The sequence below is a fragment of the Klebsiella sp. 141153 genome (assembly GCF_032601995.1).
In the GTDB taxonomy this organism is placed as follows: domain Bacteria; phylum Pseudomonadota; class Gammaproteobacteria; order Enterobacterales; family Enterobacteriaceae; genus Klebsiella; species Klebsiella aerogenes.
Map to the genome: position 1 here is coordinate 461,415 of NZ_JAQIRJ010000003.1, position 20,819 is coordinate 482,233.

The following is a 20,819-nucleotide window of genomic DNA, read 5'->3' on the forward strand; positions in this document are numbered from 1 at the left end:
CAATTTCTATGACGTGAAGTCAGCTAGTTTGTTACAATTAGATGCATTTTACCGTTCTGCAGGTAAGTGTTTACTTACTGTTTAATCAAGGATTCGATCAGAACGTATTAACAGCGGCCATACTCTCATAATAATTTAGTCGCTATACCCGATGGCTAATGAATACACCGCGTTCAGACGTACCGTTAACCGATGTACCAGGAATCGTGAATGGAACTACTAACCCAATTACTGAATGCCTTATGGGCCCAGGATTACGAAACCCTCGCTAATCCCTCCATGATTGGCATGCTCTATTTTGTCTTATTTATGATTTTGTTCCTTGAGAACGGTTTACTGCCGGCGGCGTTTTTACCAGGCGACAGCCTGCTGGTGCTGGTCGGCGTTTTGATCGCCAAAGGGGCGATGGGCTTCCCGGAAACCTTACTGCTGCTGACGGCGGCGGCGAGCCTTGGTTGCTGGGTAAGCTATATCCAGGGCCGATGGCTGGGCAATACGCGGATCGTGCAAAACTGGCTCTCGCATTTACCCTCGCATTATCACCAGCGAGCCCATCACCTGTTCCACAAGCACGGGTTGTCAGCGCTGCTGATTGGCCGCTTTATCGCCTTCGTACGTACGCTGCTGCCAACAATTGCCGGTATCTCCGGTCTGAATAACGCGCGTTTCCAGTTCTTTAACTGGATGAGCGGCCTGCTGTGGGTGCTGATTCTTACCTCTCTCGGCTATCTGCTGGGTAAAACACCGGTGTTCCTGAAGTATGAAGATCAGCTGATGTCATGTCTGATGCTGCTACCGGTTGCGCTGCTGGTCTTTGGTCTGATCGGCTCCCTGGTTGTACTGTGGAAGAAAAAACACAGTAGTCGGAGCTAAGCATGGTCATCAAACGTCCTTCCTGGCGCCAGATGCGGTGGATGCTGGGCGGCTCACTGCTGCTTTGCGCCATCGTCTGGCTGTGGCTGACCGTCAGTCAGCATGAATCCACTCTGGCCATCCGTCCCGTCAGCCAGGGCGTCGCCATGCCGGACGGTTTTTCCGTCTGGCATCATCTTGACGCCAACGGCATCCGTTTTAAGAGCATCACGCCGCAAAAAGACGGCCTGCTGATCAAATTCGACTCCAACGCTCAGGGCGCCGCGGCAAAAGAAGTATTGGGCCGAGCTCTGCCTCACGGTTATATTATTGCTCTGGTGGATGAAGAAAATTCGGCCACCGCCTGGTTATCCCGCCTGCGCGATGCTCCGCGCCGTTTTGGATAACGCGTCAAAAATTCCGAATCTTTTCGCACGGTTTGGTGAAGTCCCGCTTTCGTGTCTATTATTAAAACTGCGGGAACCGCCTGGCTCGTATTGTTGACTGGATTGGGTGTATCGCCGATATACCCTCACACAATGGAAGGTAGAATCCATGAATTACCGCATCGCACTATTACTGGCTCTGACCTCACTTAGCGCCAGCGCCTTCGCAGCCTCTCCTTGTCAGGAAAAAGAACAAAGTATCCAACGGGAGATCAGCTATGCCGAAAAACACCATAATCAGCATCGCATTGACGGCCTGAACAAAGCGCTGCAGGAAGTTCGCGCTAACTGCAGCGACAGCAAGGTCAGGGCTGAACATCAGCAGAAAATCGCCAAACAGAAGGCCGAAGTTGCCGAACGTCAGCGCGATCTGAGCGAGGCGAAGCAGAAAGGCGATGCGGACAAAATTAGCAAACGGGAACGTAAACTGGATGAAGCGCAGCAGGAACTGAAAGCGCTTGAGTCACGCGATTATTAATTGGTAAACGCTACAGGAGAACAAGATGGCTAAAGATAACGTTGCAGAAGATCTACGCGCTGAGCTGAAAAATCTGGCTGACACGCTGGAAGAAGTTCTGAACTCCTCCACCGACAAATCGAAAGAAGAGCTCGGCAAACTGCGTAGCAAAGCGGAAAGCGTACTGAAAGACAGCCGTGTGCGTCTCAGCGACACCAGCGATGCCATCGTCAAGCAGACGCGTGAAACCGCCGCTCGCGCCGATGAGTACGTTCGCGAAAATCCATGGACCGGAGTGGGCATTGGCGCAGCCGTCGGGCTGGTTGTCGGCGTACTGCTGTCGCGCCGTTAATTATGGCAAACTCTCAACACACGCAGGGCCCGGGACAGAGCGTATTCGGCATCGGCCAGCGGATTATCACGCTGCTGGTCGAAATGGTGGAAACGCGCTTGCGCCTGGTCGTCGTGGAGCTGGAAGAGGAGAAAGCGAACCTCTTCCAGCTGTTGCTGATGCTCGGGCTAACGCTGTTATTCGCCGCTTTTGGGCTGATGAGCCTGCTGGTGCTGATCATCTGGGCCGTCGATCCACAGTACCGCCTGCATGTGATGATCGCGACCACCAGCGTCCTGCTGCTCGCCTCGCTGATAGGGGGAATCTGGACCCTCAGGAAAGCTCGCCGTTCAACGTTTTTACGCCATACCCGCGACGAGCTGGCGAACGATCGCGCGCTGCTTGAGGACGATCGTCGATGAGCGGCCAACAGGAACGCGACCAGCGAAAAGCGCTGCTGCTACGCCAAATCCAGCAACAGCGGCTGGATTTGGCCGCCAGCCATCGTCACTGGCTGGAAGCCACCTCACCTATCGATCGCGGCTGGCAAACGCTGAAACATCTGCGTTCATGGGCGATGGTCGGCAGCGGGGTAATGGCTATCTGGTCGGTGCGCCATCCGCGCTTTTTAATCCGCTGGGGCAAACGCGGCCTCGGCATCTGGAGCACCTGGCGGATGGTCAAAGGGATCCTGCGCCAGTCAGCATCGCGTTAATTACGCGCTCAGTGCGCCAGCGCGCTGAGCTCTTGCTCGCTTACCGGTGGTTTTACTGACCAGCGCGCTATCAACGCCGTTATGAAGCATCGCGAGGGCTATTTTACGCGTCGCCTGACGTTCGCCTTCTTCTCTACCTTCTTCACGCCCCTGTTTTCTTCCCTTTGTGCGCCCCCGCTCTTCAAACCATTCTGCTAATGTCATCAGTTGCTCCTTATGTTCAGGCATTCCCTGCGCCAGTTGACGAAAAAATCTGCCAGGGCTGGTCAAATGGCCGGAACGGGCAAGGATAAGATGCCTCTGGTGATAAAACAATCAATAGCCACGCACGCTGCGAGGCGCCTCGGAAAATATTTTCGCCGATCGCACCAATTGCTCAGAAAGTTTGAAAAAGAACTACAGTTTTCCTTGCTAACAATCCCCTCTCAAGCTCGCTAATATCCTCTCCATCGACAGCAAGCCCGCGTAACCACGCAGGATTGCACTAAAAAACGAAATCGCCGCCCTTTGGGTTTTCTGGAGTAAGAAATGAAAAAATTAGAAGATGTTGGTGTTCTGGTAGCGCGTATTCTGATGCCGATTCTGTTCATTACCGCTGGTTGGGGAAAAATCACCGGGTATGCAGGTACGCAGCAGTATATGGAAGCGATGGGTGTTCCGGGAGCGCTGCTGCCGCTGACTATTCTGCTTGAGTTTGGCGGCGGTCTGGCGATTCTGTTCGGTTTCCTGACTCGCACTACCGCGCTGTTCACCGCAGGCTTCACCCTGCTGACCGCGTTCCTGTTCCACAGCAACTTTGCTGAAGGCGTGAACTCGCTGATGTTCATGAAAAACCTGACCATCGCTGGTGGTTATCTGCTGCTGGCCGTGACGGGTCCGGGCGCATTCAGCATCGACCGCGTGCTGAATAAAAAGTGGTAAGCGCACTATACTAAGTAAAAATCTAAAAAAGCGAGGGGCTATCTCCTCGCTTTTGCTATCTGAAGGAGGAAGTAATGGGACAATTAGTCGACGGCGTCTGGCAAGATACCTGGTATGACACCAAATCCACCGGAGGACGGTTCAAGCGTTCCGTTTCAGCCTTCCGCAACTGGCTCACCGCCGATGGCGCGCCGGGTCCCGCGGGCGAAGGCGGCTTCGCCGCAGAGAAAGACCGCTATCACCTGTACGTTTCACTGGCCTGCCCGTGGGCGCATCGCACCCTGATTTTGCGCAAGCTGAAAGGATTAGAGCCCTTTATATCCGTCTCGGTTGTTCATCCGCTGATGCTGGAAAACGGCTGGACCTTCGCCGCCGATTTCCCGGATGCTACCGGCGACCAGCTCTATCATCATCAGTTCCTCTATCAACTTTATCTGCAGGCCGATCCGCATTACACCGGCCGGGTGACCGTTCCGGTGCTGTGGGATAAAAAACAACAGACCATCGTCAGCAATGAGTCGGCTGAAATTATCCGCATGTTCAATACCGCGTTTGATGGCCTGGGCGCGCGCGCAGGCGACTATTATCCGCCGGCGTTGCGGGACAAAATCGACGATCTGAATAGCTGGATCTACGACAACGTTAACAACGGGGTGTATAAAGCCGGTTTCGCCACCAGCCAGCAGGCCTATGATGAAGCCGTCGACGCGCTGTTTACCTCGCTCGAACGCCTTGAGCAGATCCTCGGTCAGCACCGCTATCTGACCGGAAACCAGTTAACGGAAGCGGATATCCGCCTGTGGACAACGCTGGTTCGTTTTGACCCGGTGTATGTCACCCACTTTAAATGCGATAAGCGCCGCATCAGCGACTATCTCAACCTGTACGGTTTCCTGCGCGATATCTACCAGATGCCGGGGATTGCGGAAACGGTGAATTTCCCGCATATCCGCAATCACTATTATCGCAGCCACAAAACCATCAACCCGACGGGGATCATCTCCGTTGGTCCGCAGCAGGATCTCAACGAGCCGCACGGGCGGGATCGCTTTTCCCGCTGATCGATAAGGCGCCTACGGGCGCCTTTTATTCAGATTACGGATATTTACCAGTTTGATATTCATGCCTATGATTATTTTGATCGCTTTGAAAACAAGTGATTAATGATTAACTAAGGCGTGAGAAAATGGACTGGTATCTAAAAGTATTACGAAACTATATTGGCTTTGGCGGTCGCGCCCGGCGCAAAGAGTACTGGATGTTTATTCTGGTCAACATCATTCTCACCGCAGTGCTCAGCATCATCGATAAGATGCTCGGCTGGCAACGTGCAGGGGGTGAAGGCATCCTGACGACCATTTACGGCGTGCTGGTTTTTTTACCCTGGTGGGCGGTGCAGTTTCGTCGCCTGCATGACACCGATCGCTCGGCGTGGTGGCTACTGCTGCTGCTGATCCCGGTCATCGGCTGGCTGGTGATTTTGATTTTCAATTGCCAGAACGGCACGCCCGGCAATAATCGCTTTGGGCCAAATCCAAAACCCTACTCCTACTGATTTACGCGCTCCTCGGGCCGAGGAGCGCATCTTCCCGTTATCTGCCGGCAAACAGTTTCGGGATCTCCCGAAGACACCAGGATTTGGCTTCGCCCATGCTGTCGCGGCGCCAGGCCATAATAATATCAATTTCGTTGGTGTATTCAGGACTCACAACCCGCAGGCGCCCTTCAGCAATATCTTTCTCAACCAACGGATACGGCATGGTCGCCACGCCAAGTCCCGCCAGCAGCGCCTGGCGTTTATCTTCAATAGTGCTGACGGTTAGGCGCGGCTGCTTATCCAGCAGTTGCACCGTCAGTACCGGACGCTCGCGCGCGGTATCCGCCACCGCGACGCCGCGATATTTCACTCGAGTCACCTCGGAAAGCGGTTCTGGCTCCTGATGAATCGGGTGATCCGGCGCGGCAACGTAAACGCTTAACACCGAATAGAGCTTACGCGAGTTAATTTCTGACGATGAACGAAAATGCATATCCGGCGCGACGACAATATCAGCACGCCCCTGCTCCAGCCTTTCCCAGGCGCCGGCCAGCACTTCGGTAATAATCGACAGCTGGGTATTAGATTTGGTCGCCAGCTTCTCAATCAGCGGAAACAGATCGGTGGTCGGAACCAAGGCTTCGGTAACAATGGTCAGGTGAGTTTCCCAGCCGCGCGACAGCGCTTCGGCGTCGGTGGTCAGCTTGTCCGCCGCTTCCAGCAGCACGCGCCCGCGTTCCAGCAGCATGCGGCCAACGTTCGTAAATTTTGTGCGATGGCCGGAACGGTCAAACAGCACCACATCCAGTTCTTCTTCCAGTTTTTGCATGGTGTAGCTTAGGGCCGAAGGCACGCGACCCAGCTCGTCAGCCGCAGCGGCAAAGCTCCCGCGTCGGTCTATCGCATCCATTACGCGTAACGCTTCCAGCGTTAATGCTCTCTCTTTCGCCATTTCGCTCTCATTCAGGAATTTTGAACATACCGGGCAGAATATCTGGCTAACAATACAGCGTCCATACCTTTACCATTGATTTAGTGTAAAGAGAGGTCAAGAAAATGATTACAACCCGAACAGCCAAACAATGCGGTCAAGCAGACTTCGGCTGGCTGCAGGCCCGCTACACCTTTTCCTTTGGCCACTACTTCGACCCTAAATTGCTGGGTTACGCCTCGCTGCGCGTACTCAATCAAGAAGTGCTGGTGCCAGGCGCGTCATTTCAGCCGCGTACCTACCCAAAGGTCGATATCCTGAATCTGATTCTGGAAGGTGAAGCGGAATACCGCGATAGCGACGGCAACCATGTACAGGCAAAGGCTGGCGAAGCTCTGCTGCTCTCCACTCAACCGGGGGTCAGCTACAGCGAGCATAATCTCAGTAAAGAGCAGTCATTGACGCGCATGCAGCTGTGGCTGGATGCCTGCCCTGAGCGCGAAAACCCGCTGGTACAGAAAATGACGGTTGGCGATTCGCCGATTCAGCTATTAGCCTCTCCGGACGGCAGCGGCGACAGCTTACAGCTGCGCCAGCAGGTGTGGATCCATCACCTGCAACTGGCGAAGGGCGAAGAGATCAACGTTCAACTGCACGGCCCGCGCGCCTATCTGCAGTCGATTCACGGTACGGTACATGCCGTGGCAAAAAAGGAAGAGAAACAGGCATTAACCTGCGGCGATGGCGCTTTTATTCGTGACGAAGCTAACATTACCCTCGTCGCCGATACGCCGCTGCGCGCTTTGCTGATAGATTTACCGGTGTAACAAGGAAGCCGGGAGTTTGTGAGTGAGCAAGAAGAAGAGCAAAAAAGCGAAACCGTTAGACCTGCCAGTTACTCCGGAAGCCATGAGCCCAATCAGCTTTGGCTATGAAGAGATGCTGAGTGAACTGGAAGCCATCGTGGAAGATGCGCAAACGCGGTTGCAGGACGAAGATAACGCCGCCTGAAGAAATCGGCCCCATAACGGGGCCGACTTTATTACTCGCTCAGCGCCTGAGAGAGATCTTTTTTCACCTGAGTACGCTGTTCCGGCGTCAGTACCTGATTAACACCGAAATAGTACTTCACACGATAATAGCGCACCTGCTGCTCAACCTTGCTGAAAGCCGCAAGCTGATCTTTCACCGCTTTTTCATTCCATTTCCCGGAATCGATCACGTCAAATAACACGCCATCTTTAATATCTTTCTGCGAAACCTGTTGGACGTTCTTTTCCATTTCCTGATGCAGGCTCTTAATTTTAGCGACCTGATCCTGGCTCAATTTTAAATGCTGAACGATAGGATCCTGAGCCGGCGCCGGCGCGGCGGCAACCTCAGCGGCCTGTGCCGCCATGGAGAATCCTGCGGCTGCAGTCGTCATTAATACCATCCGAGAAAGTTTGTTCATTTTGTTATCCTGAATAAGTACGTAGTGATAAGACGCCCTATTATTCCCTGAACAATAATGACGATGTGTAAAAAAGCATGTTCACCAGTGTAAACATTCAGATAATATATTCACCAAATGAATTTCATAAAAAAATAAAATTCACATTGATTATTGAATGCGCGCTAAGTCCGGTGATGTTAAATTAATATCCATGCGCGGCGCGGCTAGCATAATGTTATTTTCATCGAGCGCATTTTTGATATTTTCCAGAAAATCAAAATAGGTATCCCAATACTCCGCATTTTTCACCCATACGCGAATGGTAAAATTAAGCGAGCCGGGAGCCAACTCGATCAGGCGAACCGTGGTACCGCGAGAGTGATCGATGCGCTTTTCATCATCGATGAGCGTCTGGATCACCTGTTTAACGTGCGATATCTGGCTATGACATGCTACCCCAAGCGTGAGATCGATGCGGCGATAGGGATGGCGGGAATAGTTAACGATGCTATCGGCTATAATTTTACCGTTCGGGATAATGACTTCTTTATTATCTACAGTCAGCAACGTCGTAGAAAAAACATGTACCGATTGTACCAGCCCGGCTACCGCCCCCACCTGCACAAAGTTACCCGCGCGGAAGGGACGTAACGTCACCAGCAATACGCCTGCGGCAAAATTTGACAGCGAGCCCTGCAGCGCCAGGCCAATGGCCAGACCTGCCGCGCCAAGGACGGCGATAATGGATGAGGTTTCAATCCCTACCCGGCCTAACGCGGCGATAATCGCAAAAGCCATGGTGATATAGCGCACCAACGCGGCGAAGAAGTGGACGATTGTCGCATCTACGTTGCGTCGCAGCAGAATTTTCTCGAGAGTTTTGCCGAGTAGTTTCGAAATCAGCTTACCAACAAACAAAATGATCAGCGCTGCCGCGATATTCCACGCAAACTGCATAATTGTATCGCCATGGCCGACAAGCCAGGCGAGCGCCGCTTTAATTTGGGGGAATAAAACTACATTTTTCACGACAACCGCTCCTGTCTGGATAACACGTAAAACCTGCTATCCATTAAGCTGAATGAAGACCGCTGCAAATGAGGGATTGAGATTAATGGATAGAAGATACAATTTCGAAGCGTGACAGTATCAATGCGCGCGGCCTGCAATGCAGCCAGAAAGCTGTTTAAAAATGGACAGTCATTCATCTTTGTTCCACCCTCCGGATAGCAAAAACCCCGCCGAAGCGGGGTTTTTACGTAAAGAGGTGAAACTGACCGATAAGCCGGGTTCTGTCGTGGACAGTCATTCATCTAGGCCAGCAATCGCTCACTGGCTCAAGCAGCCTACCCGGGTTCAGTACGGGCCGTACCTTATGAACCCCTATTTGGCCTTGCTCCGGGTGGAGTTTACCGTGCCGCGGACTGTTACCAGCCGCGCGGTGCGCTCTTACCGCACCCTTTCACCCTTACCTGATCCCGCTTGCGCGGGCCATCGGCGGTTTGCTCTCTGTTGCACTGGTCGTGGGCTGTGACACCCCCCAGGCGTTACCTGGCACCTTGCCCTATGGAGCCCGGACTTTCCTCCCCTCCGCCCGTCTCCCCCTAAGAGGACGACGACGAAGCGGCGACTGTCTGGTCAGCTTCGGCGCGAAGTATAGAGGGTTCGCGCGCCTTTGTCACCCCGCACAGCGCATTCCGCTCGCAAGCGTCGCGGCAATCATGGCTTTCACCCTCCCCTCGCCGGCAGAAAGGCTTTGTTTATCAGAGCCAGGGACGAAAAAATGTTCATGGTGATGTAGCCTGACGGCGCTGCGAAAAGTAAACATAACAGGGCGCAGGCACACGCCCATCTTGTTAGCGAGTCACTTCCACTTTCGCCAGTTTTTCGTAGTAACACGCCAGAGCGCTATGGTCCGCGGTACCCAGACCATCCGCGCGCAGCGCCTGCATCATCTCCATTACCGCCGCCGTCAGCGGTAGCTGGGCGCCGACGCCGTGAGATGTATCCAGCGCATTGGCCAGATCTTTGATATGCAGATCGATGCGGAAACCCGGCTTGAAGTTGCGATCCATAACCATCGGCGCTTTAGCATCAAGCACGGTGCTGCCCGCCAGGCCGCCGCGAATCGCCTGATACACCAGGTCCGGGTTAACGCCGGCTTTGGTGGCCAGAGTTAACGCTTCCGACATGGCCGCGATGTTCAGCGCCACAATCACCTGGTTGGCCAATTTGGTGACGTTACCTGCGCCAATATCGCCGGTATGAACCACGGATCCCGCCATCGCTTTCATCAGGTCGTAGTATTTATCGAAAATCGCCTTGTCACCGCCAACCATCACCGACAGGGTACCATCGATCGCTTTAGGTTCGCCGCCGCTTACCGGCGCATCCAGCATATCGATGCCTTTGGCCTTCAACGCTTCGCTAATTTCACGGCTCGCCAGCGGCGCGATAGAGCTCATATCGATTACCACGGTGCCCGGTTTCGCACCTTCGATAATGCCGTTTTCCCCCAACGCAACGTCTTTCACGTGCGGAGAGTTTGGCAGCATGGTGATAATTACATCGCACTGCTCAGCAATGGATTTCGCTGTGCTCGCGGTTTCTGCGCCCGCGGCAATCACATCAGCAATGGCTTCAGGGTTACGGTCGGATACCACCAGCGAATAACCCGCCTTCAGCAAATTTTTGCTCATCGGCTTGCCCATGATGCCAAGACCAATAAAACCCACTTTGATAGTCATAATCTTCTCTCTTAATCCTGGTGATTATTATTTAAAAGAATCAGCAAGTTTCTGGGTTGCTGAACGGAAGACGCCTAAATCGCTACCGACGGCGACGAAGGTCGCGCCCCACTCCAGATAGCGACGCGCATCGGCTTCTACCGGTGCAAGAATGCCGCTCGGCTTACCGTGTTTCCTGGCGCTGGAGAAAATATGCTGGATAGCACGCTGAACCTCAGGATGGGCGGCATTGCCCAGATGGCCCAACGCCGCGGCAAGATCGCTCGGACCGACGAACAGGCCATCAACGCCATCGGTCGCAGCGATCGCGTCGACGTTGTCCACTCCGGTTTGACTCTCAATCTGCACCAGAATGGCGATGTTGTTATTAGACTGAGTGAAGTAGTCCGCTACGGTGCCGAACATATTGCCGCGATGTGAAACCGAAACACCGCGGATCCCTTGCGGCGGATAGCGGGTTGATGCCACCGCCTGAGCCGCCTGTTCAGCGGTTTCGACAAACGGCACCAGGAAGTTGTAGAAACCGATGTCCAGCATACGCTTGATGATAATCGGTTCGTTGGTCGGCACGCGCACGACCGGCGCGCTGTGGCTGCCCTTCAGCGCCATTAATTGCGGGATAAGCGTGGTCACATCATTGGGCGCATGCTCCGCGTCGAGCACCAGCCAATCGAAACCAGCAAGCCCTAATACCTCGGTGCTAATCGGATTCGCCAGGGCGCACCAGCAGCCGATTTGTACCTGGTGGGCCGCCAACGCGGCTTTGAATTTGTTCGGGAAAATTGCGTTATCCATGATTTTTACCTTGGGTTAATCATTGCTTACTGCTGTCATTCAATCCGTTTAATATCGTCAATCACAAATATAAACAGCAGAATTAAAAAGCGAACCGCTACCTATTTTCTCTTATCCAGGATCATTTAGATATTTTTCTGACACCGAATGTCCTTTATTATTTTTTAAGCGAGCTATTTATTCGCATATCGAACACCGCAAAACATGGCTCAGTATAATCATCCCACCGTTGCCAGACACTATGCACAATCACAATATAAACGCCTCAATAATCATTTTCGTTATGCAAATGCCAGAGAACGTGGGCGCTAATCCACACTTCTCAGGATTACCCATCTATGTGCAACGGTCGTCGCGGCAAGGAGTGACGTAGATCACAACCTAACGCTATAACTCCTGACATTCTTTATTTCATCATTTTGTTAAGCAGTAATTTAATTAACGAATTATTTTATTATTAGCACCGGTTTGGAGATCACTGGACAATGGCTGACATTGAAATTCGACAACAGTCACCGACGGCTTTTTATATAAAAGTACACCCTACCGATAATGTGGCGATTATTGTTAACGATCGCGGTTTAACCGCCGGAACGCGTTTTCCGGATGGCCTGACCCTCGTTGAACATATCCCGCAAGGCCATAAAGTCGCCCTTGTCGATATCCCTGCCCATGGTGAAATCATCCGCTACGGCGAAGTGATTGGCTTCGCCGTTCGCGATATCCCAAAGGGAAGCTGGATTGATGAGTCGCTGGTCGAACTGCCAACCGCGCCGCCTCTCAATACCTTACCGCTGGCGACTAAAGTCCCCGCGCCGCTGCCGCCGCTGGAAGGATACACCTTTGAAGGCTATCGTAATGCCGACGGCAGCGTGGGCACCAAAAATTTGCTGGGGATCAGCACCAGCGTGCACTGCGTCGCCGGCGTGGTGGATTATGTGGTCAAGATCATTGAACGCGACCTGCTGCCCAAATATCCCAACGTCGACGGCGTAGTGGGATTAAACCACCTCTACGGCTGCGGCGTGGCGATTAACGCCCCGGCGGCCATCGTGCCGATTCGTACCATCCACAATATCGCGCTGAACCCTAACTTTGGCGGCGAGGTAATGGTGATTGGCCTTGGCTGTGAAAAGCTGCAGCCGGAACGTCTGCTGCATGGCACCGAAGACGTGCAGCCGATCGCCGTAGATAACGCCAGCGTGGTGCGTTTGCAGGATGAACAGCATGTCGGTTTTAAATCGATGGTCGATGATATCCTGCAGGTTGCCGAGCGCCACCTGGCGAAGCTGAACGCCCGCCAACGTGAGACCTGCCCGGCTTCGGAATTAGTGGTCGGTATGCAGTGCGGCGGCAGTGACGCCTTCTCCGGCGTGACCGCCAACCCGGCGGTGGGTTATGCGTCCGACCTGCTGGTGCGCTGCGGCGCGACGGTGATGTTCTCGGAAGTCACCGAAGTGCGTGATGCTATCCATCTGTTAACCCCGCGCGCTATCAACGAAGAAGTTGGCAAACGACTGCTGGAAGAGATGGCCTGGTACGATAACTATCTGGAGTTGGGAAAAACCGACCGCAGCGCCAATCCGTCGCCGGGTAATAAGAAAGGCGGTCTGGCGAACGTGGTGGAAAAAGCGCTGGGTTCGATTGCCAAATCTGGCAAAAGCGCCATCGTCGAAGTCCTTTCTCCGGGTCAGCGCCCGACGAAACGCGGGCTTATCTATGCCGCGACGCCGGCCAGCGATTTTGTCTGCGGCACTCAACAGGTGGCTTCCGGCATTACCGTTCAGGTGTTCACCACCGGGCGCGGCACCCCTTACGGCCTGATGGCGGTGCCGGTGATTAAAATGGCGACCCGTACCGAGCTTGCCAACCGCTGGTACGACTTAATGGATATCAATGCCGGTACCATCGCGACCGGCGAGGAGACGATTGAGGAAGTCGGGCAGAAGCTGTTTGAGTTCATTCTTGACGTCGCCAGCGGGCGTAAGAAAACCTTCTCCGATCAATGGGGTCTGCATAACCAGCTGGCGGTATTTAACCCGGCGCCGGTGACGTGATCCCGAACAGAGCGCGTATCACCAGCCGGGTTATACAGAATATCCCGGCTGGGAAGAGAGTTATGATTTGACCAGGATAACTTCAATCCCACCCTTACGTAGCCCCTCGAGACTCTCTTGCGGGATCGCATCATCGACAATAATGGTATCAATACGCTGCGTATCGATAATCTTATGCAAACTGGAGCGATTGAATTTACTGGAATCTGTCACAACGATAATGCGCTCTGCGACCTCGCACATTTTACGGTTCAGGCGGGCTTCGTCCTCATTATGGGTGCTGATCCCGCGCTCCAGATCCATCGCATCCACCCCCAGAAAAAGCATATCAAAGTGGTAATTCTGCAGGGATTGCTCAGCCTGATCGCCATAAAAAGACTGCGACTGACGGCGTAGATGCCCTCCCGTCATCAGTAACTCCACCCCTTCTGCTTCTAACAACGCGTTGGCGACATTTATTCCATTGGTCATCGCGATGACATCCTGATGTTGTCTTAGCTGACGAGCGATTTCACAGGTAGTCGTGCCCGAGTCGAGAATAATACGGTGCCCCGGTTTTATCATTTCAACGGCGGCGCTGGCGATTTGGCGTTTGATGGCTGTATTCAGCGCGCTTTTGTCTTCCACTGACGGTTCGATGCCAGGTGTATGGCTATCGCAAATCAGCGCACCGCCATAAGCTCGCACCGCAATACCCTGCTTTTCCAGAAACGCCAGATCGTTGCGTATTGTGACCGTCGATACACCATACGCCTCCGCCAGGTCATTAACCTGAACGCTTCCCTGCTGTCGCAACCGCTGGATGATCTGCTCACGCCTTTCACTTGTCCCGGAAATGCGCTTTTCGGCAGATGACTCGCTGCTGTTCATAACTATATCCTTGGTTGAATCTTTCGTTTCATTTCGTTTTGACTATTAACGCCTTTCTTTTAGCAGAATGCAAGCGCTATCGGGTCAGGAAACAGAGGTTCTCACCGCGCTGAAAGCTTTCATTATGTTTCTTTTGTGAAACAGATCGGAAAACTATTATCTTTCGTTTTATTTTTAAAGCACGCTGAAGCACTATAAAGCGAAACAAAACGAAAGATTAAAATCGTCAACATCTGACCCGGAGAGGAAAGTGAAACATCTTACACAATTGGTGGTGCGACACAAACAGGGTGAGGCTAACGGGATCTACGCGGTGTGCTCCGCGCATCCGCTGGTGCTGCAATCCGCCATTCGGTTTGCTCAGGCAAACCACACGCCGCTGCTCGTTGAAGCGACTTCCAATCAGGTTGATCAGTTTGGCGGTTATACCGGTATGACCCCCGCCGATTTCTGCGGCTTTATCTATCATCTTGCCGATTCACTGGGTTTCCCCCGCGACGATCTCATCCTCGGCGGCGATCACCTGGGGCCAAACCGCTGGCAACATCTACCGGCAGCACAAGCCATGGCCCATGCCGACGACCTGATCAAAAGCTATGTCACCGCCGGATTTAAAAAAATCCACCTCGATTGCAGCATGTCCTGTAAAGACGATCCTATTCCCTTAACCGATGACATCGTTGCTGAACGCGCCGCAAGGTTGGCGAAAATCGCGGAAGAAAGCTGCATTGCCCGGGGAGGCGACTCCGATCTTGTCTACGTGATAGGCACTGAGGTTCCGGTTCCGGGCGGCGCGCATGAAACGTTAAACACATTGCAGGTCACGACCCCCAATGCCGCACGAGCGACTCTCGACGCACACAAAAGAGCCTTTGCCAGACAAGGGCTTGAAGATCTCTGGCCGCGAATTATTGCACTCGTAGTACAGCCTGGCGTTGAATTCGATCACACACAAGTTATTGATTATAAATCAAAAAACTCAAAACCTCTTAGCGCAATGGTAGAGGATTACGCCACGCTGCTCTTCGAGGCGCATTCCACGGATTATCAGACGCCGCATGCGCTACGCCAACTGGTGGTCGATCATTTTGCGATTTTGAAAGTCGGCCCGGCGTTGACTTTCGCGTTACGTGAAGCGCTGTTCGCTTTAGCAGCGATTGAAGAAGAAATCGTGCCGGCAAAAGCCTGTTCAGGGCTACGCCAGGTACTGGAAAACGTCATGCTCGATCGCCCGGAATACTGGCAAAGCCACTACCACGGCGATGGCCACGCGCAGCGGTTAGCACGCGGCTACAGCTATTCCGATCGCGTTCGCTACTACTGGCCGGACAGCCAGATAGACACCGCTTTAGCGCATCTGGTGCGCAATCTGGCCGATGAGGCCATTCCGCTTCCGCTCATTAGCCAGTATCTGCCTTTACAGTATGTAAAAGTTCGCGAGGGGGCGCTCAGCGCTACGCCGCATGAACTCATCATTAGCCACGTCCAGGACATATTGCAGCAATACCATGACGCCTGTCAGGGCATGACATCTCATAACGGATAACAACGAAGAGGAAACGGCGATGCCAAATATTGTTTTAAGTCGTATTGATGAACGCTTAATCCACGGCCAGGTTGGCGTGCAGTGGGTCGGGTTTGCAGGCGCGAATCTGGTTCTGGTTGCCAATGACGAGGTGGCTGAAGACCCTGTGCAACAGAATTTAATGGAAATGGTATTGGCAGAGGGAATTGCCGTGCGCTTCTGGTCGCTGCAGAAAGTCATCGACAACATTCATCGCGCCGCCGATCGGCAAAAAATATTGCTGGTATGTAAATCGCCCGCCGATTTTCTGACGCTGGTTTCCGGCGGGGTGCCGGTATCGCGCATCAACGTCGGCAATATGCACTACGCCGACGGGAAACGACAAATTGCCAAAACCGTCTCTGTCGACGGCAATGATATTGCTGCCTTTAACGGTCTGAAATCCGCCGGCGTTGAGTGCTTCATTCAAGGAGTTCCGACAGAACCGGCAATGGATCTTTATAAACTGCTCTAAGGGGCTCGCCATGGAAATTTCGCTTTTTCAAGCCATTGCATTGGGTATCCTTGCCTTTATCGCCGGCCTGGATATGTTCAACGGATTAACCCATATGCATCGTCCGGTGGTGCTTGGCCCTCTGGTGGGTCTGATCCTCGGCGATCTTCATACCGGTATATTAACCGGCGGCACGCTGGAGCTGGTGTGGATGGGGCTGGCGCCGCTGGCCGGCGCGCAACCTCCAAACGTGATTATTGGGACCATCGTCGGTACCACCTTTGCCATTACCACCGGCGTTAAACCCGATGTCGCCGTCGGCGTTGCGGTTCCCTTCGCCGTCGCGGTTCAGATGGGGATAACATTCCTTTTCTCGGTAATGTCCGGTGTTATGTCGCGCTGCGATCGCATGGCGGCAAATGCCGATACCCGCGGCATTGAGCGCGTGAATTACCTGGCGTTGCTGGCGTTAGGCGCTTTTTATTTTCTCTGTGCCTTTCTGCCCATCTACTTTGGCGCAGAGCACGCCAAAACCGCGATCGATGTACTCCCTGAGCGCTTGATCGATGGTTTGGGCGTCGCGGGCGGCATCATGCCAGCAATCGGTTTTGCCGTACTGCTCAAAATCATGATGAAAAATGTCTACATCCCCTATTTCATCATCGGGTTCGTTGCTGCGGCCTGGCTCAAGCTCCCCGTGCTAGCCATTGCCGCCGCCGCGCTGGCTATGGCGCTTATCGACCTGCTACGTAAATCTCCCGAACCGACTCAATCTGCGGCGCCTAAAGAGGAATTCGAAGATGGCATCTAATCAACATACGCTGCCCAATGTGGCAGAAAGTGAAACAACGTTACTCACAGGCGTCAACGAAAACGTTTATGAAGATCAAAGCATTGGGGCCGACCTGACGCGAAAAGACATTAACCGGGTGGCCTGGCGCTCGATGCTTTTACAGGCATCATTTAACTATGAACGTATGCAAGCTTCCGGCTGGTTATATGGACTGCTGCCGGCATTGAAGAAAATCCACACCAATCCGCGCGATCTGGCGCGGGCGATGAAAGGACATATGGGGTTTTTTAACACTCATCCTTTCCTCGTGACCTTTGTCATCGGCATCATCCTGGCGATGGAGCGCTCGAAGCAGGATGTTAACAGCATCCAGAACACCAAAATCGCCGTTGGCGCGCCGCTCGGCGGTATCGGCGATGCCATGTTCTGGCTAACGTTACTGCCGATTTGCGGCGGCATTGGCGCCAGCCTGGCGCTTCAGGGTTCGATTCTCGGGGCCGTCGTTTTTATCGTCCTGTTTAATGTGGTCCATCTCGGCCTGCGTTTCGGCCTGGCGCATTACGCTTACCGGATGGGGGTAGCGGCGATCCCGCTCATCAAAGCCAATACCAAAAAAGTCGGTCATGCCGCTTCCATCGTCGGGATGACGGTGATTGGCGCGCTGGTAGCGACCTATGTTCGTCTAAGCACCACGCTTGAAATCACTGCCGGCGACGCCGTGGTTAAACTGCAAACCGATGTCATCGATAAGCTGATGCCCGCCTTTTTACCGCTGGTTTATACCCTGGCGATGTACTGGCTGGTACGCCGCGGCTGGAGCCCTCTCCGTCTTATCGGCATCACGGTCGCGCTGGGTATCGTAGGTAAATTCTGTCACTTCCTGTAACGCTAAGAGGTTTTCGATGTTAGGAATCATTTTGACCGGCCATGGCGGGTTTGCCAGCGGGATGGAAAAGGCAATGAAACAGATTCTGGGCGAACAGTCGCAATTCATTGCGATAGATTTCCCTGAATCATCCACCACCGCCCTGCTAACCGCACAGCTGGAACAGGCGGTCAATGAACTGGACGGTGAAGAAGACATTGTTTTTCTGACTGACTTACTCGGCGGCACGCCGTTTCGCATCGCCTCCACGCTGGCGATGCAAAAACGCGGCCGGGAAGTGATTACCGGCACTAACCTGCAGCTATTGTTGGAGATGGTGCTGGAACGCGAAGGATTAACCAGCGAAGCATTTCGTCTTCAGGCGCTGGAATGCGGTCACCGCGGGTTAACGTGTCTGGTCGACGAACTGGGACGCTGTCGGGAAGATCATGCTGTTGAGGAAGGCATATGAGCCGCATACTGCGCGCCAGGCGCTTACTCACAGAGCAAGGATGGCTTGATGACCATCAGCTACGGATTGAAAATGACGTTATCGTGGCGCTGGAGCCGATTCCCGCGGGTGTCCTCACTCGCGATGCCGAGCTGCTGTGTCCTGCTTATATCGATATTCATGTCCACGGCGGCGCAGGCGTAGATGTCATGGATGACGCGCCGGATACGTTAGATCTGCTGGCGAAACACAAAGCGCGTGAGGGGGTCGCCAGCTGGTTGCCGACCACCGTCACCGCGCCGTTAGCGGCAATCCATGCGGCGCTGGAACGTATTGCGCGGCGCGTTCACGCAGGCGGTCCAGGGGCGCAAATTCTTGGCAGCTATCTTGAAGGCCCTTACTTTACGCCGCCGCACAAAGGCGCCCATCCGGAACAGTGGTTCAGGGAACTGGATCTTGCCGAATTCGATCGGTTGATTGCGGTTTCTCGCGAGACGCTACGCGTCGTCGCCCTTGCCCCGGAAAAAGAGGGGGCGCTACAGGCAATCCGTCATCTTAAACGGCAAGGCGTGCGGGTCATGTTGGGCCATAGCGCGGCAACCTGGCAACAAACCTGTGCCGCCTTTGATGCCGGCGCGGATGGCCTGGTACATTGCTACAACGGTATGAGTGGATTGCATCATCGCGAACCAGGAATGGTCGGCGCAGGATTAACCGATAACCGCGCCTGGCTTGAACTCATTGCCGACGGCCATCACGTACATCCCGCGGCAATGCAGCTATGTTGCCGTTGCGCCGGAGATCGCATCATACTGATAACCGACGCGATGCAGGCGGCGGGTATGCCTGACGGCAATTACACCCTATGTGGCGAAACAGTAGAAATGCGTGATGGTATCGTCCGTACGCTAAATGGAAGTCTGGCGGGAAGTACCCTTTCACTCGATTCCGCCGTGCGTGCCGTCAGTTCATTACCCGGTATGACGGCTGAACAGGCTATTCATATGGCTTCTCTTCACCCGGCGCGGCTATTAGGGCTGGATCGACAATTAGGATCGTTACAACCGGGAAAAATGGCCGACATCATTGCAGTAGATAACGAACTGCGACTGGAAAATATCTGGATCCGCGGTGAAACGTTTTCGCTTTAAGCCCACTTCTCTCCTCAGGTCTGCAGCCTGCCTGCAGACCTTTCTTTTCCTTTCTTTTTGGATTCGCAATCGGTTCAAATAAAAACCATATTATTTCAATTTGTTATGTAAAAAATAATCCCAGAACGCGGCTATTTTCGTTTTATTGTCAATCATATTATTGAGCTTTCGATTTCTTTCATGTAAATTTTAATACATTAAAAGCAAGTCAAAGTGAAACGAAACGAAAGAACTGCATTAGCCCACACCGAAAGCGGAAATCATCACCATAAGGATTGCGTTATGTCAGAAAGATATACCCCCGCGCCATCAACCACTGGTACCTGGACCGAAGAAGAGATCCGCCAGCAACCAGGCAGTTGGATACAATCTTTAAAGAATATCGATTGTTTGCGATCGGAGATTGATGGTTTTCTCACGCCGTTGCTACGAAAAAACGATCTCCGTATCGTCCTGACCGGCGCCGGCACTTCTGCATTTATCGGCGAGATAATCGCGCCCTGGCTGTCCCGCCATAGTGGTAAAAACTTTAGCGCCGTTCCAACCACCGACCTTGTAACCAACCCGATGGATTATCTGGATCCCGCACATCCACTACTGCTGGTTTCGTTTGCCCGTTCAGGCAATAGCCCGGAGAGCGTGGCCGCAGTGGAACTAGCGAACCAGTTTGTTACAGAGTGTTATCACCTACCCATTACCTGCAACGAAGCAGGCAGCCTGTATCAAACCGCGCTGGATAGCGACAATGCTCTGCCGCTGTTGATGCCGCCAGAAACCCACGATCGCGGCTTTGCGATGACCAGTAGTATTACCACGATGATGGCCAGTTGCCTTGCAGTGTTCGCACCCAACCTCATTAATAGCCAGACATTCAGCGATGTCGCTGACTGCTGCCAGACGATTCTTAACTCGTTGAGCGATATTAACGCTGGGGTTTTCGGCAACGGAGCGTGGAAACGGATCGTTTACCTCGGTAGCGGCGGGTTGCAGGGCGCCGCGCGCGAATCCGCCCTGAAAGTGCTTGAGCTCACGGCAGGTAAGCTGGCCGCGTTTTATGACTCGCCTACCGGCTTCCGTCACGGGCCTAAGTCACTGGTGAATAACGAAACGCTGGTGGTGATGTTTGTCTCCAACCATCACTATACCCGCCAGTACGATCTGGATCTTCTCGCTGAGTTGCGTCGCGATCGCCAGGCTATGCGGATAGTAGCCATCGCCGCAGGTTCCGATCCTGTTATTGAAGCAGGCCCGCATATCATTCTCCCGCCATCACGACACTTCAACGATGTCGAACTGGCATTCAGCTTCCTGATGTACGCCCAGATTTTCGCGCTTAACCAATCTCTCGCCGTGGGCAACACCCCGGATACGCCTTCCGCCAGCGGTACCGTTAACCGCGTCGTACAAGGTGTCGTTATTCATCCCTGGCAGGCTTAAAAGGAGCGCG

At 53.5% G+C, this 20,819-nt stretch carries 26 protein-coding genes and 1 other RNA gene; 19 read left to right on the plus strand and 8 right to left on the minus strand.

What is annotated here, in order from left to right; genetic code table 11:
* Positions 1-210: 210 nt before the first annotated feature.
* From yqjA to PGS10_RS08025, 6 genes are all read left to right on the plus strand, one after another.
* The gene (gene yqjA / locus PGS10_RS08000; protein WP_015369576.1) at positions 211-873 is read left to right on the plus strand and encodes a DedA family general envelope maintenance protein YqjA; all 663 of its coding nucleotides are present in this window, start codon (positions 211-213) and stop codon (positions 871-873) included.
* A gap of 8 nt (positions 874-881) precedes the next feature.
* Positions 882-1,259 carry an EnvZ/OmpR regulon moderator MzrA gene (gene mzrA, locus PGS10_RS08005; RefSeq protein ID WP_161801919.1) on the plus strand — a complete coding sequence of 126 codons (378 nt, stop codon included), beginning with the start codon at positions 882-884 and terminating at the stop codon, positions 1,257-1,259.
* A 148-nt stretch (positions 1,260-1,407) separates the two neighbouring features.
* Positions 1,408-1,776 carry a DUF1090 domain-containing protein gene (locus PGS10_RS08010; RefSeq protein WP_047044796.1) on the plus strand — a complete coding sequence of 123 codons (369 nt, stop codon included), beginning with the start codon at positions 1,408-1,410 and terminating at the stop codon, positions 1,774-1,776.
* A 25-nt stretch (positions 1,777-1,801) separates the two neighbouring features.
* A complete protein-coding gene (locus tag PGS10_RS08015) occupies positions 1,802-2,107 on the plus strand; it encodes a DUF883 family protein (RefSeq protein ID WP_015369573.1) in 306 nt (101 codons plus the stop codon).
* Positions 2,108-2,109: 2 nt separating this feature from the next.
* Positions 2,110-2,508 carry a phage holin family protein gene (locus tag PGS10_RS08020; RefSeq protein ID WP_015369572.1) on the plus strand — a complete coding sequence of 133 codons (399 nt, stop codon included), beginning with the start codon at positions 2,110-2,112 and terminating at the stop codon, positions 2,506-2,508.
* Positions 2,505-2,801 carry a YqjK-like family protein gene (locus PGS10_RS08025; protein ID WP_015703570.1) on the plus strand — a complete coding sequence of 99 codons (297 nt, stop codon included), beginning with the start codon at positions 2,505-2,507 and terminating at the stop codon, positions 2,799-2,801. Before PGS10_RS08020 ends, PGS10_RS08025 begins: the two co-directional genes overlap by 4 nt.
* Here the strand turns inward: PGS10_RS08025 and PGS10_RS08030 are convergent, their stop codons facing one another.
* Positions 2,802-3,005: a hypothetical protein gene (locus tag PGS10_RS08030; RefSeq protein ID WP_047044794.1), complete on the minus strand. Its 204-nt coding sequence runs from the start codon at positions 3,003-3,005 to the stop codon at positions 2,802-2,804.
* Positions 3,006-3,329: 324 nt separating this feature from the next.
* On the opposite strand from PGS10_RS08030, the gene PGS10_RS08035 reads away from it, so the two are divergent.
* From PGS10_RS08035 to PGS10_RS08045, 3 genes are all read left to right on the plus strand, one after another.
* Complete coding sequence (locus tag PGS10_RS08035) at positions 3,330-3,722, plus strand: DoxX family protein (protein ID WP_015703571.1); 393 nt, start codon at positions 3,330-3,332, stop codon at positions 3,720-3,722.
* Between the two features lie 74 nt (positions 3,723-3,796).
* Positions 3,797-4,783 (plus strand): glutathione S-transferase family protein, encoded by a 987-nt coding sequence (locus tag PGS10_RS08040; protein ID WP_045394910.1) that lies wholly within the window; start codon positions 3,797-3,799, stop codon positions 4,781-4,783.
* Positions 4,784-4,908: 125 nt separating this feature from the next.
* Positions 4,909-5,277 (plus strand): DUF805 domain-containing protein, encoded by a 369-nt coding sequence (locus tag PGS10_RS08045; RefSeq protein ID WP_015369567.1) that lies wholly within the window; start codon positions 4,909-4,911, stop codon positions 5,275-5,277.
* Between the two features lie 37 nt (positions 5,278-5,314).
* Here PGS10_RS08045 and PGS10_RS08050 read toward each other — a convergent pair whose 3' ends face one another.
* The gene (locus PGS10_RS08050; RefSeq protein WP_045377888.1) at positions 5,315-6,211 is read right to left on the minus strand and encodes a LysR family transcriptional regulator; all 897 of its coding nucleotides are present in this window, start codon (positions 6,209-6,211) and stop codon (positions 5,315-5,317) included.
* Positions 6,212-6,315: 104 nt separating this feature from the next.
* Here PGS10_RS08050 and PGS10_RS08055 point away from each other — a divergent pair, with 104 nt between their 5' ends.
* Together PGS10_RS08055 and PGS10_RS08060 are read left to right on the plus strand one after the other, a co-directional pair.
* Positions 6,316-7,017, plus strand: coding sequence for a pirin family protein (locus PGS10_RS08055; RefSeq protein WP_047077800.1), 702 nt, complete (start codon positions 6,316-6,318; stop codon positions 7,015-7,017).
* Between the two features lie 22 nt (positions 7,018-7,039).
* The gene (locus tag PGS10_RS08060) at positions 7,040-7,201 is read left to right on the plus strand and encodes a hypothetical protein (RefSeq protein WP_080957207.1); all 162 of its coding nucleotides are present in this window, start codon (positions 7,040-7,042) and stop codon (positions 7,199-7,201) included.
* Positions 7,202-7,232: 31 nt separating this feature from the next.
* Here the strand turns inward: PGS10_RS08060 and PGS10_RS08065 are convergent, their stop codons facing one another.
* The 5 genes from PGS10_RS08065 to garL all read right to left on the minus strand — a co-directional run bounded on the left by PGS10_RS08065 (position 7,233) and on the right by garL (position 11,167).
* On the minus strand, positions 7,233-7,643 hold the full coding sequence (locus tag PGS10_RS08065) for a Spy/CpxP family protein refolding chaperone (protein WP_047077799.1): 411 nt from the start codon (positions 7,641-7,643) through the stop codon (positions 7,233-7,235).
* Between the two features lie 150 nt (positions 7,644-7,793).
* Complete coding sequence (locus tag PGS10_RS08070) at positions 7,794-8,654, minus strand: mechanosensitive ion channel domain-containing protein (RefSeq protein ID WP_045394912.1); 861 nt, start codon at positions 8,652-8,654, stop codon at positions 7,794-7,796.
* Between the two features lie 236 nt (positions 8,655-8,890).
* An RNA gene (gene rnpB, locus PGS10_RS08075) (RNase P RNA component class A) lies at positions 8,891-9,271 on the minus strand.
* 210 nt (positions 9,272-9,481) lie between these two features.
* Entirely contained in the window at positions 9,482-10,372 is an 891-nt protein-coding gene (garR, locus tag PGS10_RS08080) for a 2-hydroxy-3-oxopropionate reductase (protein WP_047077798.1), read from the minus strand.
* A gap of 27 nt (positions 10,373-10,399) precedes the next feature.
* Positions 10,400-11,167, minus strand: coding sequence for a 2-dehydro-3-deoxyglucarate aldolase (gene garL / locus PGS10_RS08085; protein ID WP_047077797.1), 768 nt, complete (start codon positions 11,165-11,167; stop codon positions 10,400-10,402).
* Positions 11,168-11,652: 485 nt separating this feature from the next.
* Between garL and garD the strand changes: the two genes are divergently transcribed.
* Positions 11,653-13,224, plus strand: a complete 1,572-nt coding sequence (garD, locus tag PGS10_RS08090; RefSeq protein WP_047077796.1) for a galactarate dehydratase — start codon at positions 11,653-11,655, stop codon at positions 13,222-13,224.
* A gap of 60 nt (positions 13,225-13,284) precedes the next feature.
* Here the strand turns inward: garD and PGS10_RS08095 are convergent, their stop codons facing one another.
* Positions 13,285-14,094, minus strand: a complete 810-nt coding sequence (locus PGS10_RS08095; RefSeq protein WP_045394916.1) for a DeoR family transcriptional regulator — start codon at positions 14,092-14,094, stop codon at positions 13,285-13,287.
* Positions 14,095-14,344: 250 nt separating this feature from the next.
* Here PGS10_RS08095 and kbaZ point away from each other — a divergent pair, with 250 nt between their 5' ends.
* The 7 genes from kbaZ to PGS10_RS08130 all read left to right on the plus strand — a co-directional run bounded on the left by kbaZ (position 14,345) and on the right by PGS10_RS08130 (position 20,809).
* Positions 14,345-15,640 carry a tagatose-bisphosphate aldolase subunit KbaZ gene (gene kbaZ, locus PGS10_RS08100; RefSeq protein WP_045394917.1) on the plus strand — a complete coding sequence of 432 codons (1,296 nt, stop codon included), beginning with the start codon at positions 14,345-14,347 and terminating at the stop codon, positions 15,638-15,640.
* A gap of 19 nt (positions 15,641-15,659) precedes the next feature.
* Positions 15,660-16,133, plus strand: a complete 474-nt coding sequence (gene agaV / locus PGS10_RS08105) for a PTS N-acetylgalactosamine transporter subunit IIB (RefSeq protein WP_015369555.1) — start codon at positions 15,660-15,662, stop codon at positions 16,131-16,133.
* A 10-nt stretch (positions 16,134-16,143) separates the two neighbouring features.
* Positions 16,144-16,923 (plus strand): PTS N-acetylgalactosamine transporter subunit IIC, encoded by a 780-nt coding sequence (agaW, locus tag PGS10_RS08110; RefSeq protein WP_045394918.1) that lies wholly within the window; start codon positions 16,144-16,146, stop codon positions 16,921-16,923.
* A complete protein-coding gene (agaE, locus tag PGS10_RS08115) occupies positions 16,913-17,791 on the plus strand; it encodes a PTS N-acetylgalactosamine transporter subunit IID (RefSeq protein WP_045394919.1) in 879 nt (292 codons plus the stop codon). The genes agaW and agaE overlap by 11 nt, the downstream gene beginning before the upstream one ends.
* Positions 17,792-17,807: 16 nt before the next feature.
* Complete coding sequence (gene agaF, locus PGS10_RS08120; protein WP_045394920.1) at positions 17,808-18,242, plus strand: PTS galactosamine/N-acetylgalactosamine transporter subunit IIA; 435 nt, start codon at positions 17,808-17,810, stop codon at positions 18,240-18,242.
* Positions 18,239-19,372, plus strand: a complete 1,134-nt coding sequence (gene nagA / locus PGS10_RS08125) for an N-acetylglucosamine-6-phosphate deacetylase (protein WP_045394921.1) — start codon at positions 18,239-18,241, stop codon at positions 19,370-19,372. Before agaF ends, nagA begins: the two co-directional genes overlap by 4 nt.
* Positions 19,373-19,654: 282 nt before the next feature.
* A complete protein-coding gene (locus PGS10_RS08130) occupies positions 19,655-20,809 on the plus strand; it encodes an SIS domain-containing protein (RefSeq protein WP_315711591.1) in 1,155 nt (384 codons plus the stop codon).
* Positions 20,810-20,819 lie beyond the last annotated feature (10 nt).

What these genes read in the sequence shown, in the direction of transcription:
- agaE (WP_045394919.1), top strand. Translation starts at nt 16,913, where the DNA reads ATGGCATCTAATCAACATACGCTGCCCAATGTGGCAGAAAGTGAAACA.
- garL (WP_047077797.1), bottom strand. Translation starts at nt 11,167, where the DNA reads ATGGATAACGCAATTTTCCCGAACAAATTCAAAGCCGCGTTGGCGGCC.
- PGS10_RS08065 (WP_047077799.1), bottom strand. Translation starts at nt 7,643, where the DNA reads ATGAACAAACTTTCTCGGATGGTATTAATGACGACTGCAGCCGCAGGA.
- agaW (WP_045394918.1), top strand. Translation starts at nt 16,144, where the DNA reads ATGGAAATTTCGCTTTTTCAAGCCATTGCATTGGGTATCCTTGCCTTT.
- PGS10_RS08015 (WP_015369573.1), top strand. Translation starts at nt 1,802, where the DNA reads ATGGCTAAAGATAACGTTGCAGAAGATCTACGCGCTGAGCTGAAAAAT.
- yqjA (WP_015369576.1), top strand. Translation starts at nt 211, where the DNA reads ATGGAACTACTAACCCAATTACTGAATGCCTTATGGGCCCAGGATTAC.
- PGS10_RS08030 (WP_047044794.1), bottom strand. Translation starts at nt 3,005, where the DNA reads ATGACATTAGCAGAATGGTTTGAAGAGCGGGGGCGCACAAAGGGAAGA.
- PGS10_RS08020 (WP_015369572.1), top strand. Translation starts at nt 2,110, where the DNA reads ATGGCAAACTCTCAACACACGCAGGGCCCGGGACAGAGCGTATTCGGC.
- PGS10_RS08095 (WP_045394916.1), bottom strand. Translation starts at nt 14,094, where the DNA reads ATGAACAGCAGCGAGTCATCTGCCGAAAAGCGCATTTCCGGGACAAGT.
- PGS10_RS08130 (WP_315711591.1), top strand. Translation starts at nt 19,655, where the DNA reads ATGTCAGAAAGATATACCCCCGCGCCATCAACCACTGGTACCTGGACC.
- PGS10_RS08050 (WP_045377888.1), bottom strand. Translation starts at nt 6,211, where the DNA reads ATGGCGAAAGAGAGAGCATTAACGCTGGAAGCGTTACGCGTAATGGAT.
- agaF (WP_045394920.1), top strand. Translation starts at nt 17,808, where the DNA reads ATGTTAGGAATCATTTTGACCGGCCATGGCGGGTTTGCCAGCGGGATG.
- PGS10_RS08040 (WP_045394910.1), top strand. Translation starts at nt 3,797, where the DNA reads ATGGGACAATTAGTCGACGGCGTCTGGCAAGATACCTGGTATGACACC.
- PGS10_RS08045 (WP_015369567.1), top strand. Translation starts at nt 4,909, where the DNA reads ATGGACTGGTATCTAAAAGTATTACGAAACTATATTGGCTTTGGCGGT.
- PGS10_RS08025 (WP_015703570.1), top strand. Translation starts at nt 2,505, where the DNA reads ATGAGCGGCCAACAGGAACGCGACCAGCGAAAAGCGCTGCTGCTACGC.
- PGS10_RS08010 (WP_047044796.1), top strand. Translation starts at nt 1,408, where the DNA reads ATGAATTACCGCATCGCACTATTACTGGCTCTGACCTCACTTAGCGCC.
- nagA (WP_045394921.1), top strand. Translation starts at nt 18,239, where the DNA reads ATGAGCCGCATACTGCGCGCCAGGCGCTTACTCACAGAGCAAGGATGG.
- agaV (WP_015369555.1), top strand. Translation starts at nt 15,660, where the DNA reads ATGCCAAATATTGTTTTAAGTCGTATTGATGAACGCTTAATCCACGGC.
- PGS10_RS08055 (WP_047077800.1), top strand. Translation starts at nt 6,316, where the DNA reads ATGATTACAACCCGAACAGCCAAACAATGCGGTCAAGCAGACTTCGGC.
- PGS10_RS08035 (WP_015703571.1), top strand. Translation starts at nt 3,330, where the DNA reads ATGAAAAAATTAGAAGATGTTGGTGTTCTGGTAGCGCGTATTCTGATG.
- garR (WP_047077798.1), bottom strand. Translation starts at nt 10,372, where the DNA reads ATGACTATCAAAGTGGGTTTTATTGGTCTTGGCATCATGGGCAAGCCG.
- garD (WP_047077796.1), top strand. Translation starts at nt 11,653, where the DNA reads ATGGCTGACATTGAAATTCGACAACAGTCACCGACGGCTTTTTATATA.